General features: G+C 71.5%; 19 protein-coding genes. 15 read left to right on the forward strand and 4 right to left on the reverse strand.

The features are described 5' to 3' along the window. Nucleotides 1–45: 45 nt before the first annotated feature. Nucleotides 46–1,005: a hypothetical protein gene (locus tag ABD269_RS27710; protein ID WP_344122221.1), complete on the forward strand. Its 960-nt coding sequence runs from the start codon at nucleotides 46–48 to the stop codon at nucleotides 1,003–1,005. A gap of 128 nt (nucleotides 1,006–1,133) precedes the next feature. Further along, a complete protein-coding gene (locus ABD269_RS27715) occupies nucleotides 1,134–1,673 on the forward strand; it encodes a DUF6879 family protein (protein ID WP_344122223.1) in 540 nt (179 codons plus the stop codon). A gap of 236 nt (nucleotides 1,674–1,909) precedes the next feature. On the opposite strand, the gene ABD269_RS27720 is transcribed toward ABD269_RS27715, so the two are convergent. Further along, complete coding sequence (locus ABD269_RS27720; RefSeq protein ID WP_344122225.1) at nucleotides 1,910–2,161, reverse strand: GntR family transcriptional regulator; 252 nt, start codon at nucleotides 2,159–2,161, stop codon at nucleotides 1,910–1,912. Between the two features lie 52 nt (nucleotides 2,162–2,213). Further along, nucleotides 2,214–2,450 (reverse strand): GntR family transcriptional regulator, encoded by a 237-nt coding sequence (locus ABD269_RS27725; protein ID WP_425573002.1) that lies wholly within the window; start codon nucleotides 2,448–2,450, stop codon nucleotides 2,214–2,216. Nucleotides 2,451–2,620: 170 nt separating this feature from the next. Between ABD269_RS27725 and ABD269_RS27730 the strand changes: the two genes are divergently transcribed. The 5 genes from ABD269_RS27730 to ABD269_RS27750 all read left to right on the forward strand — a co-directional run bounded on the left by ABD269_RS27730 (nucleotide 2,621) and on the right by ABD269_RS27750 (nucleotide 5,928). Continuing rightward, the gene (locus ABD269_RS27730; RefSeq protein ID WP_344122722.1) at nucleotides 2,621–3,043 is read left to right on the forward strand and encodes a hypothetical protein; all 423 of its coding nucleotides are present in this window, start codon (nucleotides 2,621–2,623) and stop codon (nucleotides 3,041–3,043) included. Nucleotides 3,044–3,165: 122 nt separating this feature from the next. Then, nucleotides 3,166–3,324, forward strand: coding sequence for a lasso RiPP family leader peptide-containing protein (locus tag ABD269_RS27735; RefSeq protein WP_344122229.1), 159 nt, complete (start codon nucleotides 3,166–3,168; stop codon nucleotides 3,322–3,324). Nucleotides 3,325–3,332: 8 nt separating this feature from the next. Beyond that, nucleotides 3,333–5,174 (forward strand): asparagine synthase-related protein, encoded by a 1,842-nt coding sequence (locus ABD269_RS27740; protein WP_344122232.1) that lies wholly within the window; start codon nucleotides 3,333–3,335, stop codon nucleotides 5,172–5,174. Further along, the gene (locus tag ABD269_RS27745; RefSeq protein WP_301893468.1) at nucleotides 5,171–5,431 is read left to right on the forward strand and encodes a lasso peptide biosynthesis PqqD family chaperone; all 261 of its coding nucleotides are present in this window, start codon (nucleotides 5,171–5,173) and stop codon (nucleotides 5,429–5,431) included. Before ABD269_RS27740 ends, ABD269_RS27745 begins: the two co-directional genes overlap by 4 nt. Further along, nucleotides 5,428–5,928 (forward strand): lasso peptide biosynthesis B2 protein, encoded by a 501-nt coding sequence (locus tag ABD269_RS27750; protein WP_344122236.1) that lies wholly within the window; start codon nucleotides 5,428–5,430, stop codon nucleotides 5,926–5,928. The genes ABD269_RS27745 and ABD269_RS27750 overlap by 4 nt, the downstream gene beginning before the upstream one ends. Here ABD269_RS27750 and ABD269_RS27755 read toward each other — a convergent pair. After that, nucleotides 5,895–6,215, reverse strand: coding sequence for a UBP-type zinc finger domain-containing protein (locus ABD269_RS27755; protein WP_344122238.1), 321 nt, complete (start codon nucleotides 6,213–6,215; stop codon nucleotides 5,895–5,897). The two genes, ABD269_RS27750 and ABD269_RS27755, sit on opposite strands and share 34 nt — an antisense overlap. Nucleotides 6,216–6,541: 326 nt before the next feature. On the opposite strand from ABD269_RS27755, the gene ABD269_RS27760 reads away from it, so the two are divergent. The 8 genes from ABD269_RS27760 (at nucleotide 6,542) to ABD269_RS27795 (ending at nucleotide 16,415) form a co-directional block, all read left to right on the forward strand. Further along, nucleotides 6,542–7,570, forward strand: a complete 1,029-nt coding sequence (locus ABD269_RS27760; protein ID WP_301893470.1) for a rod shape-determining protein — start codon at nucleotides 6,542–6,544, stop codon at nucleotides 7,568–7,570. Between the two features lie 89 nt (nucleotides 7,571–7,659). Beyond that, nucleotides 7,660–8,115: a tellurite resistance TerB family protein gene (locus ABD269_RS27765; protein ID WP_301893471.1), complete on the forward strand. Its 456-nt coding sequence runs from the start codon at nucleotides 7,660–7,662 to the stop codon at nucleotides 8,113–8,115. A gap of 458 nt (nucleotides 8,116–8,573) precedes the next feature. Further along, entirely contained in the window at nucleotides 8,574–10,028 is a 1,455-nt protein-coding gene (locus tag ABD269_RS27770; protein ID WP_344122241.1) for an aminotransferase-like domain-containing protein, read from the forward strand. A 160-nt stretch (nucleotides 10,029–10,188) separates the two neighbouring features. After that, nucleotides 10,189–10,884 (forward strand): heme oxygenase-like domain-containing protein, encoded by a 696-nt coding sequence (locus tag ABD269_RS27775; protein ID WP_301893473.1) that lies wholly within the window; start codon nucleotides 10,189–10,191, stop codon nucleotides 10,882–10,884. Between the two features lie 106 nt (nucleotides 10,885–10,990). Next, entirely contained in the window at nucleotides 10,991–12,250 is a 1,260-nt protein-coding gene (locus ABD269_RS27780; RefSeq protein WP_344122243.1) for an ATP-grasp domain-containing protein, read from the forward strand. Nucleotides 12,251–12,406: 156 nt separating this feature from the next. Beyond that, nucleotides 12,407–13,633 carry an MFS transporter gene (locus tag ABD269_RS27785; protein WP_344122245.1) on the forward strand — a complete coding sequence of 409 codons (1,227 nt, stop codon included), beginning with the start codon at nucleotides 12,407–12,409 and terminating at the stop codon, nucleotides 13,631–13,633. A gap of 35 nt (nucleotides 13,634–13,668) precedes the next feature. Further along, nucleotides 13,669–14,931: an ATP-grasp domain-containing protein gene (locus ABD269_RS27790; RefSeq protein ID WP_344122247.1), complete on the forward strand. Its 1,263-nt coding sequence runs from the start codon at nucleotides 13,669–13,671 to the stop codon at nucleotides 14,929–14,931. Further along, complete coding sequence (locus tag ABD269_RS27795; RefSeq protein ID WP_344122249.1) at nucleotides 14,928–16,415, forward strand: ABC transporter substrate-binding protein; 1,488 nt, start codon at nucleotides 14,928–14,930, stop codon at nucleotides 16,413–16,415. The genes ABD269_RS27790 and ABD269_RS27795 overlap by 4 nt, the downstream gene beginning before the upstream one ends. A 116-nt stretch (nucleotides 16,416–16,531) precedes the next feature. On the opposite strand, the gene ABD269_RS27800 is transcribed toward ABD269_RS27795, so the two are convergent. Further along, a complete protein-coding gene (locus ABD269_RS27800) occupies nucleotides 16,532–17,614 on the reverse strand; it encodes a type III polyketide synthase (protein WP_344122251.1) in 1,083 nt (360 codons plus the stop codon).

Consider the following 17,614-nt stretch of genomic DNA (forward strand, 5'->3'; position numbering starts at 1 on the left):
CCCCAAATTTGGTGTGACACCAAAAATATCGGCTAGGGTGCGGCCATGACCTTCACCTTCGGGATCTACCCCGGCGCTCTGCTGGGCAGCGACACCGGCCTCACGTACCCCGTGCACCCCGATCGGCCCGAACAGATCGCCACCGCCCTGCGGGAGCTCCAGGGCGCCGCGCGGACCCTCCTGGTTCGCGCCTACCGCCCGTACGCGGCGGGCGCCACCGCGGACACCCCCACCACCCCCGCCGACCCGATGCGCTACCTCGGCGAGGGCCGCAAGCTCGACCTGGTGCTCCAGTTCCGCGAGCCGACGGGCGAACTCGACGGCTGGCTGGAGTACATCCGGGCCACGGTACGGACCGACGGCCCGCACCTGGGCGCCTTGCAGATCTGCGAGGAGCCGAACCTCGACATGCCCAACCTCGACGGCGGCACGCCGAACGTGCTCCAGGCGATCGTCCAGGGCGTGGTCGCGGCCAAGGAGGAGGCGCGCGCCTGCGGCCACGACATCCTCGTCGGCTTCAACGCCGTACCGGACTTCGGCCGCGCCTCCCCGACCTTCTGGCAGGACATCGGCGCACTGGCGGACGAACGCTTCCACCGGTCGCTCGACTACGTCGGCCTCGACTTCTTCCCCGACGTCTTCCGCCCCCTCCCGGCGGACGAACTGCCGTCTGCGGTGGCCGCAGTGCTCACCCACTTCCGCGACACGAGCCTCCCGCGGGCCGGCATCGGCGCGTCCGTCCCCGTCCACATATCCGAAAACGGCTGGCCCACCGGCCCGACCCGCACGGAACAGCGCCAGGCCGAGGTCCTGGAGGAAGTCGTGCGCCAGGTGGCCGCCCTCCGCGAATCCCTCAACATCTGCGGCTACTCCTACTTCGACCTGCGCGACGCGAACACGTCCGGCACGGACCTCTTCGACGGCTTCGGCCTCCTGCGGGACGACTACTCGCGGAAGGAGGCGTTCGGGGTCTATCGGGGGTTGATCGAGGAGCTGACGGTTTGAGGCGGGGCGTGTGTTCGGACTCGCTCTCGGGGTGTGGCGAGAGCGCCCCCGTGCGCCCTTGACTCGGCTCGCCTTGCGCGGCGATGGTCGCGCGACAAGCCCAACCGCTTCGTACAGGAGGAATCGTCGTGGCCCTACCGTTCTCCGGCTCGCAGAACGTCCCGCCGATCACCGAGTTGCTGACGGCTTGTCGACGATCAGCGGTACATCTGGAGATGCGAGACGTCTACGGCGTTGACGGCGAGGTGGAACCGTTCGCGCAGTGGAAGGCGGGGACTTGGACCGCCGAAGCCGACAGAGCCGATCGTTCCCACTGGTTCGAGATCGTCGCCGAAGCGGTCGACCGCGGCGTGGAGATGCGGCGGGCGCGTATCGTCTCGGAGCCCGTCACGGAGTACATCCGATTCGAGCACTCGGGCACCCCGCTGAACATCGCAGCCGGTGAGCAGGTGCGCTGGCTGCCCCGGCGGAAGGCGTCCGATATCGCTCTCCCCGGCAATGACCTTTGGCTGTTCGACGACCAGTTGATCCGCTTCGGGCACTTCACTGGTGACGGAGCTTTGGCCGGGCACGAACTGTGCGATGACCCGGCGGTTGTCAAACTGTGTGCGACAGCATTCGATTCCGTGTGGGAACGGGCGACGCCGCACGAGGAGTTCAAGGTCTGACGCTTTGCGGCCGTTTGCTGGTGCGTTATGTGGGTGCGGGTTCGTTGCGCCTGCGGCGGAGCTCCCCCAGCTATCGCTGGGAGGTGCCCCCGGACGGAGTCTGGGGGAGGTAGCTGAGGGAGCCCCCGCGGCAGGCGGCAACGGCCCCGCGCCCGGGGCCCGGGGCACGAGCCCCGGTTTCGGGAAAGGGCGGGATTGGGGAACAAACCGCTGCGCGGGCCCTCGGGTGAGCAGAACTACCCCGCCACGAACGTGCCCTTGGCCGGCAAGGTGATCAACAGGCCCCGGTCACGTAGCTCCTGGGTCGCCCTGCGCACCGTACCGATCGCCACGCCGTACTCCACGGCCAGGTCCCGCTCGCCCGGCAGCCGCGTTCCGGTACGGAGTGTTCCCACCTCGATCCGCGCGGCCACGTGATCAGCGAGCTGCATGTACACGTAGGTGGCCCGCGTCGGGTCGATGGGCGAGGTGCGTTGCTCATCTGCCATGAGCGTCAACGTAGGACAGGCCCGGCGCCGCGCGGGCCAGGTTCGTTCAGGTCTACGCAGTCGGCGGCTTCGCCGCGACGAATGAGCCCATGCCCGGAGTAGTGACGATCAGGCCCTCGGCCCGGAGCGCGGCGGTGACCTTCCGGGCCGTTCCCCGGGCCACGTCGAATTCCTGTTCCATCCGCACCTCGGAGATCAGGTGGTTCGGCGGGTATTCGCCAGTCTCTATCCGCTTCCGGATCAGCTCGGCGATCTGCTCCCACTTGGGGCGAGTCGGGTCGTACTCCATCACGTGGGTGACTGTATGCAACAGTGGGCAGCCGAACATAGACACGGGTGTTTTTATCTAGGGGTGGACAGGGGAGCCTAGGGGGGCCTAGCTTGGCTCCGAAGAAGACCCCGGCGACCGTGCGACCGGCCCCGGGGCATGGCCACCAGCACACCTCAGGAGCTGATGACATGAAGGACTTTATCGCCCGCCTCTTCCAGCGAGCGAGGGCGCCGTTCAAGCCGCGCACCCTCAACGCGCCGCAGCCGCCCGCTCCCCCGAGCGCCGGCCCCGAGCCGCAATCCACCTGCGGTGTCTACATCTGGGCCACCGCCCATGGGATCGACCTCAAGCCCAGTTCGCCGCTTGCCGATTGCCGCTGTTCGGAGCACATTCGGGAGCCCGTACCCGAAGTCGGTTCCTACGTTGTCGACGTGCGTACCGACCGCATCGGGCGGGTGATGGGCGACGCCGGGCCCTATCTTCAGCTGCGGCCGCCCGCGGGCGGCAGGGAGTGGGACGTCGAGCCCGGTGACACCCGGCCCGCCACGGACTCCGAGTTGCTCAGCGCCAAGGTGAAGGTGGTCAACTCCGGCGGAAGATGGGGGAAGTGAGCGCCGGAGCAGCGCGCCCCGCGCGCCCCCTGTGCGCCGGGTGTGCGCGCCAAGCCCCCCTTCACGGAGCGCTACGGTCAGATACTCTGAGTGACGACAGCGGTTTCGGGAGGGGACGCGAAATGACGGATCTCATGGAGTCCACAGAGGTACCGGCCGCGGAGGTGTACGAGCCTCCGGCGCTCGTGGAAGTCGGGGGCTTCGGCAGACTCACACTCGGCGTGCTCGAGGGGAGCGTGCTGGAGGAAGGCGGCGAGGGCCAGCTCTGGTACTGGAGGTAGCGCCGGCCGTGCCGAGTGAGGAGTGGTTCGCCGTCCTGCCCGACGGCCCGGCGGCCCTGGCCGCGGTGTGCACGCTGCGGCCACGGGCCGACCGGATCGTCGCCCACGATTCGGGGAGACCGTGGCTGCTGGGCCGGTGGGCGGACGGTCAGGTGACGGTCGCGCGTACGCGCAAGGCGAGGATCGCGGTGATCGGGCGCTGCTCGGTCACGGCGGCCGAACTCACGGCGCTGCTCGGACAGGTGGACGACCTCGCGGAGGTCGAGCGGGTCGCCCGGCCGCTGGCGGGCAGCTTCCACCTGATCGCGTCGGTGGGCGGCAGGGTGCGGGTGCGGGGAAGCGCCTCGGGGGTGCGCCGGGTCTTCCACGCGCTGATGGACGGGGCGACGGTCGCGTCGGGCCGCTGCGATGTGCTGGCCGCGGCGATCGGCGCGCCGGTGGACGAAGAGGTGCTGGTGACGCGGCTGCTGGCCGCCGGGGCCGTGCACCCCGTGGAGGAGAGGAGCACTTGGCGGGGCGTCACGGCGGTGCCGCCCGACCATTGCCTGGTCATCGAGCCCGACGGCCGGTCCGGCCTGCGGCGCTGGTGGACCGTGCCCGAACCGGTGCTGCCCCTGGCCGAGGGGGCGGAGGCGCTGCGGCAGGCGCTGTCGGCGGCGGTGGATTCCTGCACGGCGGGCGGCGGCACGGTCAGCGCGGACCTGTCCGGCGGGCTGGACTCCGCCAGTCTGTGCTTCCTGGCGGCGCACGGTCCGGCCCGGCTGGTGACCACGCACCGACGGGGTGCCGACCCGGTCAACAGCGACGCGGTCTGGGCGGAGCGGGCCCGGGCGGCGCTCCCGGAGGCGGAGCACCATTCGGTGGGGCAGGAGGAGGCCCCGCTGTGGTTCGCCGGGGTCCACGGACCTTATCCACCGCTGGAGGAGCCCGGCGCCTGGGTGCGCGACACGGCCCGGCTCGCCGATCTCGCCCGGCGGATGAGCATGGCGGGCTCCCGGCTGCACCTGGCCGGGCACGGCGGGGACGAGCTGTTCTCCGTCACCCCCCGCTATCTCCACGACCTGGTCCGCGAGCATCCGGCGAAGGCACCGGCCCACATCCACAGCCACTGCATCCGCTTCCGGCAGCCGCTCCGGCCACTGCTGCGCGCCCTGGCCGAGCACACCACGTACGCGGACTGGCTGCGCCTCGCGGTCGAGGAGATGGACGCGCTGCCGACCGCGCCCACCGAACCCTCGATGGCCTGGGGGCCGGCGCTGCGGATGCCGCCCTGGGCCACGCCGGAGGCCGTCCGCACCGCCCGGACCCTGTTCCGCGAGGCGGTCGCCGCCGGACCCGAACCGCTGGCGCCGTACCGGGCGCAGCACACCGCCGTGCAGTACGCCCGGACGGCCGGGGCCGCCGTCCGGCGCATTGACCAGGCCACCACCCGGTCCGGCCTGCCGCAGGCGGCGCCCTGTCTGGACGACCCGGTGATGGAGGCGGCCCTGTCCGTACGCCTCCACGAGCGCGCCGGGCGCACCGCGCACAAACCGCTGCTCACCGCCGCGATGGACGGCCTGGTCCCGGCACCCCTGCTGGCCCGCACCAGCAAAGGCGACTACAGCACCGACTTCTACATAGCCCTCGCTCGGCACCGCGCCGAGCTGCTGGAGCTCTTCGACGGCTCGCTGCTGGCCGGCATGGGGCTCATCGACACCTCCGTGCTGCGTGCCGCGCTGCTCGTGCCGCACCCCACGCCGCACATCGTCACGCACCTGTCCCAGACGCTCGCCTGCGAGACCTGGCTGCGCTCCCTGAACCGCCCCGCCCACCGGCCCACCTCCACTCCGACCGGGAGAGCACGATGACCGTCAGCCTGCGCGACACCATCAGCACCGCACCCGTCGACGACGGCATGATCCTGCTCGACGAGCGCACCGGCCGCTACTGGCAGCTCAACGCCACCGGCACGCTCGTGCTCAACGCGCTCCTCCAGGGCGCCACCACCGCAGAGGCCGCCCGCGACCTGAGGGAGCATCACCCGAGCCTGCCGGCCGGGCAGGCGGAGGAGGACGTGTCGGCCCTGGTCACCTCGCTGCGCAGCGCGCGTCTGGTGGCGCCGTGAGCGCGCCGGGCGCCACGCCCGCGCCCGTGCCCACACCCTGGCCGGAGCGGCGCTCGGCCGTGCGGGCCGCGGTCGCCGGGGCCCGGCTGCTCGCCGCCCTGCCGCCGGGGCGCATCCGCCAGGTGCTGGGCCGCTTCCGGCCCGGGGCCGCTCCGGCCACGGCCGAGCAGGTGCTGGCCGCCCGGGAGGCAGTGGTCGCGGCGAGCGAGCGGTGCGCGGTGGAGGCGGGGTGTCTGCAGCGTTCGCTGGCGGTCGTGCTGCTGTGCCGGCTGGGCGGCTTGGGGGTGGTGTGGTGCACGGGGGTCCGGAGTCGGCCGTTCCGGGCACATGCGTGGGTCGAGGCCGGTGGGTCGCCTGTGGCCGAGCCGTACCCCGTGGGGTATTTCGCACCGATCGTGACCGTGCCGGTGGGGATGCCGGGGGCTTCCTCCCCGGCATCCCCGGCACCCCCGGTGGTCGCGGGTTACCGCGGCGCCAGCAGCAGTTCGTCCGCGTAGCACCACGCCCAGTCCTCGCCCGGTTCGAAGGAGCGGGCGAGGTCGTGGCCCGGTTCCGCGTGCGCGTGGGCGCTCGCGTGGCGGTTCGGGGAGCTGTCGCAGCAGCCGATGTGGCCGCAGACCAGGCACTCGCGCAGGTGCAGCCAGGTGCTGCCGATGCGCAGGCAGTCCTCGCAGCCTTCCGTCGTGCTGGGGGTCACGTCCCGGACCTCGTCCAGGTGGGCGCAGTCGCGCCGGGTGGGGCGGCCTTCGACGTCGGCGGCGACCTGCCAGGTGGGTTCGCTCATGTTTCCAACATAGGGCGGCGTTGTCAGACCCTCCTGGCAAACTCGCGATTGCGAGGCGGGTGGCGGCGGAGACGGATCACGGGGGTGTTCGTGTCCGCCGCCGCCTCCTCGATGGGCGGGTGGTTTTCCCCCAGCCCCGCCCCTTCCCGCAGCATCTCGGGCTGATTGCGCACCCGCATACAAAGCAAACGTCTACGCCAGACGAGTGGAGCGCGCTGACGGGCTGTCAACCATGCGGCTCAATCCATCGGGCCCCGTACACATACGCACCGCACGATGGACGCGTGGCCACCGCTTTCCCACCCGTTCTCGGGAAGGATCCCGTCTTGACCCCTCACAGCCTTGAGCAGCTGCGCCGTTGTACCGTCGCCGTCGACCTCGGGGCCGCTCGTACCCGGGTCTACGTCCGGGACACCGGACTGATCGTGGACGAGCCGAGCATCGCCGCCGTGAACACCCGCACGGGTTCCCTGATCGCGGTCGGTGCCATGGCCGAGGGCATGGCGGGGCGCACGCCCCAGCACATCCAGGTCGTGCGGCCCATCTCCGGCGGCACGGTCGTGGACATCGACATGGCGCAGCGCATGCTCCGCTTCCTCGTCAGCGACAAGATCCGCCGGGCCTGGCGGCGCAAGCCGCTGCTGCGCGCGGCCGTGTGTCTGCCGCACGACGCGGAGCCGCTCGCGCAGCGGGCCGCGACCGAGACGCTGACGGGGCTGGGCGCGCGCCGGGTCGAGCTGGTGGACACGCTCATCGCCGCCGCCGTCGGGTGCGGGCTGCCCGTCGAGCAGCCCGAGGCGACGATGATCGTGGTCGCCGGGGCGGCGTCGACGCAGGTCGCCGTCCTCTCCCTGGGTGCGATCGTGGCGGCGGAGAAGGTGCAGGTGGGCGGCGATGCCATCGACTACGCCGTGGTCCAGCACCTGCGCAGCCGGCATGAGCTGATGCTGCCCACCCAGGGGCTGGCGCCGCTCCAGCGCGCGCTGTGCGCGGACCCCATGGAGGAGGGCGCGGAGGTGCGCGGCCGCGACGTGGCCACGGGCCTGTCCCGTACGGTCATGGTGAGCACCGAGCACGTCCGCGAGGCGATCCACACCCCGCTGACCGGCGTGCTCGACGCCATCGGGCGCGTCCTGCGCGACTGCCCGCCGGACCTCGTCGCCGACCTCGCCGAGCGCGGCGTGATGCTCGCCGGTGGCAGCGCGGTGCTGCCGGGGCTGGACCGGATGATCGCGGACGCCACGGGGATGACCGTGCAGATCGCCGAACACCCCGACACCTGCGCGGTGATGGGGCTCGGCGCGATGCTGGAGGGCCGGGTGCGGCCGCTGCACCTCGATCCGCTCGCCACCTGACCCCGGGCCCCGCCCGCCTCCTTGGGAACTTCTTTACCTTTGGGTCCGTTCCTTCTGTGCACCCCTGATTTTTACGAGGAGAGACACAGATGGCGCTCTGGGACCGGTTCAAGGACTCCGCCGCAACGATGCAGGGCCAGCTCGTGGCGAAGAAGAACGACCTCAAGAGCGGGGCGTTCCGCGACGCGAGCATGGCGATGTGCGCGCTGGTGGCCGCGGCCGACGGCTCGATCGACGCCTCCGAGCGGCAGCGCGTGGCCGCGCTGATCGCCACCAACGACGTCCTCCAGAACTTCCCGGCCGACGACCTCCAGGCCCGCTTCAACGACTACTGCCAGAAGCTGACGGTCGACTTCGACTTCGGCAAGGTCAGCATCCTCCAGACCATCGGCAAGGTGCAGAAGAAGCCGACGGAGGCGCGGGCGGTCATCCAGATCGGCATCGTCATCGGCGGCGCGGACGGCGACTTCGACAAGGACGAGCAGGCGGTCGTCCGCGAGGCGTGCTTCGCGCTGGGCATCAACCCCGCGGAGTTCGACCTCTAATACGGCCTCTGGCTCGCCTCCGGACGGTGCGGCACTTCGGTGCCGCACCGTCGGCGACTGCCACGAGCACGCCTAAACCCTTGACACCCCGCCGCAGCCCTGTTGAGCATGTGCGCATGACGGGGGATTCCAAGAGGTTCGGTTCGTCGCGCCCTGATGCACGCCCGGCCGAGCGGCTCGCGCGCAAGATCTCGCACTTCGGCCATACCGGTTCCGCCGCTGCCTCCGACACTCCGTCAACGCACCGGCAGAGCCGCCCCCCACGAGCGCGTCCGGCCCTGCTGTGTGCCGACAGCCCCATTCGCCAGGCTCCACCTGCTACCGAACCCGGATAGCGGGACACCTCCCGTGCGCTCCGGTGGGCAGGCCGAAGGATCTCGGAAGCCGTACCGGACGTACAGGCCTTTTCCGAATGGCACACAGTGGCAGAGATATTGCACGTGATGAGCCCGGGACAGATGAGACGCCTCCTGGGTGACTGGCGCTCGCGCGGACCCGCGTACGACGCACTGGCACAACGCGTACGCATCCTCATCCGCGAGGGGCAGCTGTCACCGGACACCCGAGTGCCCCCCGAACGGGCCCTCGCCGAGCAGCTCGGCATCAGCCGCACCACCGTCACCAAGGCGTACGACATGCTGCGCGCCGAGGGCCGGCTCCGCAGCGCCCGTGGTTCCGGCACCGTGATCGCGCTGCCGGAGCCGGCGGCGGACGGCCCCGAGACCGCCTCGCCCGGACCCGCCGCCGCCGAGTGGTGCAGACCGGCGACGGACTGGGCAGCCGACTTCGCCTCCGACCGCCTGTCCGTACCCGACGAGCGCATCGGCCAGGCGCTCGGCTCCATCGCCCCGGCCGTGGCCAGGGCCTTCGCCGACCGGAGCCACGAGCCGTACGGCCTGCCGGAATTACGCCAAGCCGTGGCCGACCGCTACACCGAGCGGGGGCTGCCCACCTCGCCCGCGCAGATCCTGATCACCCAAGGCATCAGGCACAGCTGGCAGTTGATGCTGCGACTGAGGGCCAGACCGGCACAGCGCGTCCTGATCGAATCGCCCGCGGCGCCCCACATCATGGACGCCATCTGGCTGCACGGCGCCCGCCCGTGGCCCGTGGGCCTGGGGGCGAACGGCTGGCACATCGAGCTGTTCAGTGCCGCGATGCACCAGGCCAGACCCCAACTGGCGCTGCTCACCCCGGATTTCCAGCACCCGACCGGGCATGTGATGTCGTCCGAGGAACGCCACCTCCTCGTACGGACCGCGCTGCGCACCGGCACCCTGCTGGTCGCCGACGAGAGCGCGGTCGACCTCCGGCTCGACGACGGCGGGCTGCCCGAGTCGCTCGCCGCGCACGCCCCCGACACCACGGTGGCACTGATCGATTCCGCGCGGGCGGCGATCGGCGACGGGGTACGGGTGGGGTGGATCCGCACGGCGACGTCGACCGTGCACCGGCTCGCGGTGATCAACAGCGCGCTGGGGACGACGGGTTCGGTGCCGGACCAGGTGGTCGCCGCCCGGCTGATGGCGTCGGCGGACGGGCTGCTGGCCGAACGGAGGGCGGCACTCCGGGCCGGCCGGGCGACGCTCACCGCGGCGCTCCGGCAACATCTGCCCCACTGGCGCTTCGCGATCCCACGGGGCGGCACCACCCTCTGGGCCGATCTGGGCGCACCCGTCAGCAGCGCCCTCACGACGGCGGCCGAGCGGCACCGCGTCCATCTGCTGAGCGGCCCCCGGTTCGGTACCGGCGGCACCTACGACAGCAGGCTGCGGCTGCCGTTCACGCTCGACGAGCACTCGCTGCGGAACGGCGTCCGGCGGCTCGCCCTGGCCTGGGAAGACGTCATGGAGACCGCATGGGCAGGGGCCGCCGAGCGCCCGGAGGCCATCCGGAGTCCGGCCTTCACATAGCGCAGGCCAAGCCTTGCGAATTGGCTATTTGAAGCGCGCCGGCCATGTTTCATACTGGTAAAGGAAATTCTGCACGGCCGGTTCCATAATCCGCAGACGACCCTGGGCCTGGCATTTCCTGCCGCCCGGCGGAATCACCCTCGAAAGGCTGTAAAGACGCATGCCGAAACTCGATCGTGATCGCCTTGAATCCCTTGCCGCCGAGCTGCTGGAGAAGCAGTTCAAGCGGGTCCCGAAGATGCGCGAGCTGCACCGCGGCGAGTGGATCGACCGGGACTACTACATCCGCCACATCACCGAGACGGTGCTGCGGATCCGCCTGAACAACGAGGTGGACAGCTACGCCCTCTACAAGGTCGGCTCCAAGGACGACCAGTTGGCCGCGAAGCTGGCCCGCTATCTGGCCGAGGAATTCGGGCACGAGAACATGTTCACCCGGGACCTCCAGAAGTTCGGCCTCACCATCGAGGAGCTCGACGCCACCCCGGTGCTCAGCTCGACCGCCAAGCTGATGGGTTACCTGCGGCTGGAGGCGGACCACGACGGCCCGGCCCCCACCACCATCTGGGACTGGTTCGTCGAGTGGTACTCCGACCGCTACAACCCGGTCATCACCGACAAGGCCGCCGAGGAATTCGGCAAGGAGTATGTGCACGGCACCCAGGCGCACATCGCCTTCGACGAGCAGCACGACCACGACGAGTTGATGTTCAGGACCGTGTCCCGCGCGGTGGAGAACTTCAGCACGCCCGAGAAGGCCGAGGTCTACCTCACCACCTTCATCGACCTCATCGGCGACTACTTCGCCGAGCTCTACGAGGTGACCGTGGGCGCGCGCGAGGCCGCATCCGCCTGACGGCGACCGAATTCACCGGCACCGCTGCTCCGATCAGTGAACGCAACGCGGCGGCCCTGACGTACATTCCGGGCCGCCGCCATCGATGTCCCGGAGAGCCACTGCAATGACCGAACCGCTGCCCCGACCCCGTATCCGCATTCTGGTCGTCGAGCCCATGTCGTCCGGAAGCCAACTGCTCGTCGAGGCCCGCGCGCTCGGCTTCGAACTCGTCGTCGCCTCCTACGACCGCGACGACCGGCGCATCGCCGAGCCGCTGCGCGAGCACATCGACGAACTCGTCGTGGTGGACACCAATGACGAGTCGGCGCTGTACGACACGGTGGCGGAGCTGCACCGCGAGCGGCCGTTCGCGGGCCTCGTGCCCGGCTTCGAGTTCTACGTCGGCACGGTCGCACGGCTCGCGGACCGGCTGGGCCTGCCCGGCCTGCCCGTGGCCGGCGTGGAGGCCCTCCGGGACAAGGCGGTGATGCGCGACCGCGCACGGGCCGCCGGGCTGCGCGTCCCGCGCTACGCCGAGGCGGCCGACGCCGCCGGGCTGGACGCGGCCGCCGCCCGGGTGGGGTTCCCCGCCGTACTCAAACCGACCCGCTCGGCGGGCAGCGTCCACGTCACCCGGGTGGAGACTCCGGAGGAGCTGCGCCGGGCGTACGACTGGATACGCACCGACCCGCGCACCGACATGGGCCGCGGCCTCGAAGGGCCCGTGCTCCTGGAGGAGTACGTCGCGGGACCCGAGGTCAGCGTCGAGGGGTATGTGCTCGACGGCCAGGTCGTCATCGTCTCCGTCACCTCCAAACTCCTGGGCGCCGAACCGTATTTCGTGGAGCTCGGCATGATCGTCCAGCATGAGCTCGAACCGCCCGTGCGGGCCGCCGTCGAGGCGTACGTCACCGACGTCTGCCGGGCGCTGGGCGTCACGCTCGGCCCCTTCCACTGCGAACTCCGGCTGCCCGACGGGGATCTCGTACTGATCGAGATCGGCGCCCGCCTCGCCGGGCACTGCATCCCCCAGCTCGTGGAGCTCGTCACGGGCGTCTCCCTGACCCGCGTCATGCTCGCCTCGTACGCCGCGCTCGACCCCGCCGAGCTGGGGGTCTTCTCGGCGCCGCGGGCGAAGTGCGCGGCGGTGCGGTGCTTCAGTGCGGCTTCCGGGGTGCGCTCCTTCAACGGGCTCGTGGGGCTCGATGAGTTGGCGGCTTCCGATGATGTGCTGGAGGTTTCGCTGTATTACGAGCGGGGGGCGGAGGTTCCTCCTGCGGAGGACTTCCGGTGTCTGCTGGGACATGTCATCTTCCAGGCGGAGTCGTATGCCGGTGCGCTGGCGCGCTGGTCCGCGATCGGGGATGCCGTCCGGCTCGCTTAGCGGTGGCTTTTCCCCAATCCCGCCCCTTCCCGAAACCGGGGCTCCGCCCCGGACCCCGGTCCTCAATCGCCGGACGGGCTGGGTATTCCAGCCCGTCCGGCGATTGAGGACACGCGGCGCAGCCGCGTCAAGGGCCAGCCGCCGAGGACGCACCCTTTGGAACAGACACCCACCGCCGCCACCGCCGAAGGCACGCGCATAGGCAGAGACTTCGGCTATCTCTGGTCCGCCAGTCTGATCGCGCCGCTCGGTGACGGTGCTCTCGTCGCCGCGTTGCCGTTGACCGCCAAGAGTCTCACCGACGACCCCCGGCTGATCTCCGGTGTCGCCTTCGCGTCCACGCTGCCCTGGCTGCTGCTGTCGGTGATCGGCGGGGCGCTGGTGGACCGGATGGACCGCCGGCGGCTCATGCTCGGCGCGCAGATCGCGCAGGCGGCGCTGGTGGCGGTCATCGCCGTGCTGGTCTCCAGTGAACTCACGCGGATCTGGATGCTGTTCCTGCTGCCCTTCGGCGTGGCCTCCGCCGAGGTGCTGTTCACCACGGCCAGCCAGACGGTCATCGCCGCCGTCGTGCCGGAGCGCCATCTGGAGCGGGCCAACGGCAGGCTCGTGGCGAGCGAGACCGTGGCCCGCGAGTTCGCCGGGCCGCCGCTCGGCGCCGCGCTGTTCGCGTTCGCCGCACCGCTCCCGTTCTGGCTGAACAGCATCACCTTCGCCCTGTCCGTGCTGCTCATCCAGCGCATCCGCACCCCCGCGCGGGAACCCCGCCCGGCGGGCGGCGAGAAGCTGTCCGCCGAGATCGCCGCAGGGCTGCGCTGGCTGCTGCGCCACCGGCTGCTGCGCACGCTGTCGCTGGTCGCGGGCGCGGCCATGTTCTGCGAGGCCATGGCGCTGTCGACGCTGGTGCTCTTCGCCCACGACGAGCTGCACGTGGGCGACCGCGGCTACGGCGTCCTGCTCGCGGCCATGGCGATCGGCGGGGTCATCGGGGGGCTGGTCGGCGGCAAGGTCGTCACCCGCTTCGGCCCCCGGCTGACGGCCATCGGGGCGCAGACCGCCTGCTCGCTCATGTGGCTCGCGATCGGCCTGGTGGGCCGCAGTCCCGTCACCGTCGTGGCCCTGTTCACCGTCTTCTCCGTCAGCGTCTCGCTGTGGGTCGTGGTGGTGCAGTCCGTACGGCAGCGGCTGGTCCCCGCCGAGCTGCTCGGCCGGGTCTCGGGCGCCGCCCGCATGCTCACCTGGGGCGCCATGCCGCTCGGCTCGCTCGTCGGCGGCTTCGTCGCCAACTCCTTCGGCCTGGTGTCCCCCTGGCTCGTCGGAGGCACCCTCTCCCTGCTCGTCACCCTGATCGCCCTGCCCGCCCTGATCCGCTGGGACCACTGACCGAACGCCGGACACCACCACTGAGGAACGCCACCGTGAACCATCAGTCATCCGGGCAGGACACTGCCCCGCTGCTCCTCGTCCTCAACCGGTTCGACGACGAGTTCGGCGAGTACCACCGCTTCGTACCGCCCGGCAGCTTCCGCCTCGCCTATCTGGCCACCGCCGACGCGCTCGCGCCCCTCGACCGGGACGGCGCCGCCGAGACCGTCGTCGTCGAGGACATGGCGTACGAGACGCTGCTGCCCGCCGCCCGCCGCGTCGTCGAGGCCCACGGCCCGCTCGCCGGGATCATCGGCCTGTCGGAGTTCGACCTGATCACCGCGGCCCGGCTCCGGGAGGCGCTCGGCGCCCCGGGCCGGAAGACGGAGTACGTCCTGCGGTTCCGCGACAAGACGCGGATGAAGCGCTGGATCCGGCTGGCCGGGGTGCGGGCGCCGAAGTACCGTGCACTGGATGCCGGTTCGCACGCCAAGACCCTCGCCGACGAGCTCGGCCTGCCCCTGATCCTCAAGCCCCGCGACGGCGCCTCCGCCAAGGGCGTGCTGCTGGTGCGCACCGAAGACGAGCTGGAAGAGGCCCTGGAGGGCGTCGACCGGGACGGCTACGAGGCGGAGGAGTACGTCGAGGGCGCCATCCACCACGTGGACGGCATCCGCCGCGACGGGCGCTTCCACTTCGCCACCGCCTCCGCGTATGTCAACACCTGCCTGGACTTCACCCACGGCCTGCCGCTCGGCTCGGTACTCCTCGACCCGGGCCCGCGGCGCGACGCCCTGATGTCCTTCGCCGCGGACTGCCTGGACGCCCTGGAGCTGTGGGACGGCCCGTTCCACCTGGAGGTGATCGTCGACTCCGCGGGCGAGCACGTGTTCCTGGAGGTGGGGCTGCGGCCGGGCGGAGCGGGGGTGCCGTTCGTCCACCGCGACATCTTCGGCATCGACCTCTACGGCGAGTCCGTGCGCGCGGCGGTCGGGCTGCCCCCGCTGACCCCACTGGAGGAGCTCACCCACCCCGGGCCCGGAGTCGGCGGCGGCTGGCTGGTCTTCCCTGAGCCGAGGCCGTGGCCGCAGCGCGTCGTCAGCCGAAACTCCCTGGTCGAGGCGATACCCGAGTTCTACGGGGAGGCGCTCCCGGCCCCCGGGCACGTCTTCGACGGCGAGGGCGGCTACGACCACGCAGGCGGCCGCTTCCTGCTGCGCGGGCCCGACGAGGCGACGGTCCGCCGCGCCGTGCTGGAGGGCATCGCCCGCTACCGGCTGGAGACCACGGCCGCCGCACCCGCCGCCGCCCGATGAGCGGGCGCACCCTGCGGGTCCGGCTCGGCATGCCGTCCGCGATCGACCCCGGCACCGCCTTCGAGCACGACGGTGCGCTGATCGCGGGCGTCATCGCCGACCCCCTCGTCGACTGCGATCCCGCCACCGGCCGGCTCGCCCCCGCCGCCGCGAGCGGCTGGCAGGTGGCACCGGACGGCCGCTCCGTACGGTTCACACTGCGCCCCGGCGTGCGCTTCCACCACGGGCGCGAGGTGACGGCCGAGGACTACCGCTACGCGCTCTCCCGCGTGGTCGCGCCCGGGACCGGCTCGGAACTCGCCGAGCACCTCGCTGCGTTGGAGGGGTACGACGACGTACGGGCGGGCCGGAGCGCGCGGCTCAGCGGGGTGCGCGTCCTCGGGAAGCTGCTGCTGGAGATCCGGCTGACCGGCCCGTTCCACGACGTCGCGGCCGTCTTCAGCCACCGGGCGACAGCGCCCGTACCGGCGGAGCTGGCCGAGGCGGACCCCGCCGGGTTCGCCCTGCGCCCGGTCAGCAACGGGCCGTACCGCCTCACCGGGCCCTGGCGGCCGGGCGAGGACCTCACCGTCGAGCGGTTCGACGGCTACTACGCCGCCAACGCCGCGCACCCGGCGGGCGGCGCCGGGCAGGCGGCGCGGATCACCTTCTCCACGCACCCGGACCTGGCCGGGGGCCACGAGGCGTTCCTGCGGGGCGAGGTCGACGTGACCGAGGTGCCGCCGACCAGGATCGACGCGGCGGCGCGCGACGGCGGCCCGCGCTTCCGCGTCACGCCCAACCCCATGGTCACCTTCCTCGCCTTCCCGACGGCCGTCACGCCCTACGACGATCCGGTGGTGCGGCGGGCGGTGGCCATGTGCGTGGACCGCGAGACGATCGGCCGCACGCACTTCGCGGGCACGCGCCCGGTGGCCCACCGGATCCTGCCGCCGGTCCTGGACCCGTCGGGTCCGCCGCCGGACGTGATTCCCCACGACCCCGCCGGGGCGCGGCGGCTTCTCGCCGACCACGGCCTGACCCCGCCGCCGCGCTTCGTCTTCCGCTATCCCGCGGGCCAGGGGCACGAGGGGTGGGCGGCGGATCTCGCGGCGGGGGTCGGCTCGGGCTTGGGCATCCCGGCGGAGGCCGTGCCCTCCGACCGCTCCTCCTTCCTGTCGGAACTGCCGCTGACGGACCGGCCGTTCCGGCTGAACTGGCAGGTCGACTACTTGTCCCCTGACAACGCGGTGGGGCCGCTGCTGCGTGGGGTGGGCTATCGGGACGCGGCGCTCGACGGGTTGCTTTCGCGGGCGCGGGGGGTTGCGGGGGCGGGGGATCGGCTCTTGGTCTACCGGGAGGTGGAGCGGGTGCTTCTGGGGTCGTTGCCGGTGTTTCCGTTGTGGCAGGGGGCGCTGTATCACTTGGTCGGTGAGCGGGTGGCTCCGCTCGGGCCGCTGCACGATGCGTTCGGGGAACCGTTGCTCAGGGGGTACGCGGTCTGACGCCCTCCGGGCGGCGGTTTTGTTCCCCTGCCCCGCCCCTTCCCGAAACTGGGGCTCCGCCCCAGACCCCGAAGCACGCTCCGCGCGCTGTCCTCAAGCGCCGGACGGGCTGGATTTCAGCCCGCCGGCACCTCCGCAGGAGCCGGAGTCGCGTTCTTCGACCACGTCCCCAAGGCGATCTCCGCCGTGATTCCCGGGCCGAAGCCCGCGATGACGCCGCGGGCGCGATGCTCCGCGCCGCCGTCCTGGAAGAGGCGTTCCAGGGCGTCGAAGATGACCGCGCTGGCGATGTTGCCGCGCTCGGTGAGCGTGGCGCGGCTGTAGCGGAACATCTCCGGGGGGAGGTTGAGGTATTTGCAGAGGTCGTCCAGGATCCTGGGGCCCCCCGCGTGGACGATGTAGAAGTCGAGGCCGGACATGTCCCAGTCGTACGGCTCGGCCATCGCCCGCATGGCGGGCGCGAGCATGGCCATCGTGCCGGGCACCCGCTTGTCGAGCATGAAGTGGAAGCCGGTGTCGCGGACGCCGTAGGAGATCCAGTCCTCGGTGTCGGGCACCAGGTGGGAGCCGTTGCGCTCCAGCTGGACGCCGACGCCGCCCTCGCCCCGGACGACGGCCGCCGCGAGGGCGTCGCCGAAGAGGCCGTTGGACAGGAGGTTGCCGACGCCGAGGTCCGTGGGCTGGTAGCAGAGCGAGCAGAACTCGCAGGAGACGATCAGCACGTTGGACGCCGGATAGGCCATGCAGAAGTCGTGGGCGCGGTTGATTGCCGCTCCCCCGGCGGCGCAGCCCAGCTGCGCGATGGGCAGCTGCCGGGTCTCGGACCGGAAGTCCATGGTGTTGATGATCCAGGCGGTCATCGACGGCATCATGAAGCCGGTGCACGAGACATAGACGATGAGGTCGATGTCGCGGGTGGTGAGCTCGGCGTGGTCCAGGGCCCGCCGGATCACCTCGGGCACCCTGGCCTTGGCCTCCAGTTCATAGCGTGCGTTGCGGGCGGTGAATCCGGGGTGCTTGAGGGTGTCCTCGATGGGCTGCACGAGATGCCGGGTCTGGACGCCGGTGTTGCCGATCAGCCGCAGGGCGAGGCCCAGCTGGGGGTGGTCGGCGTGCAGCGTGCGCGCGAGTTCCAGGGTTTGTTCCCGGGTGATGACGTACTCGGGGACGGCGATGGACGGCCTGCACAGAGTTGCCAT

Origin of the sequence: Streptomyces blastmyceticus (assembly GCF_039521185.1) — a bacterium.
In the GTDB taxonomy this organism is placed as follows: Bacteria; Actinomycetota; Actinomycetes; order Streptomycetales; family Streptomycetaceae; genus Streptomyces; species Streptomyces blastmyceticus.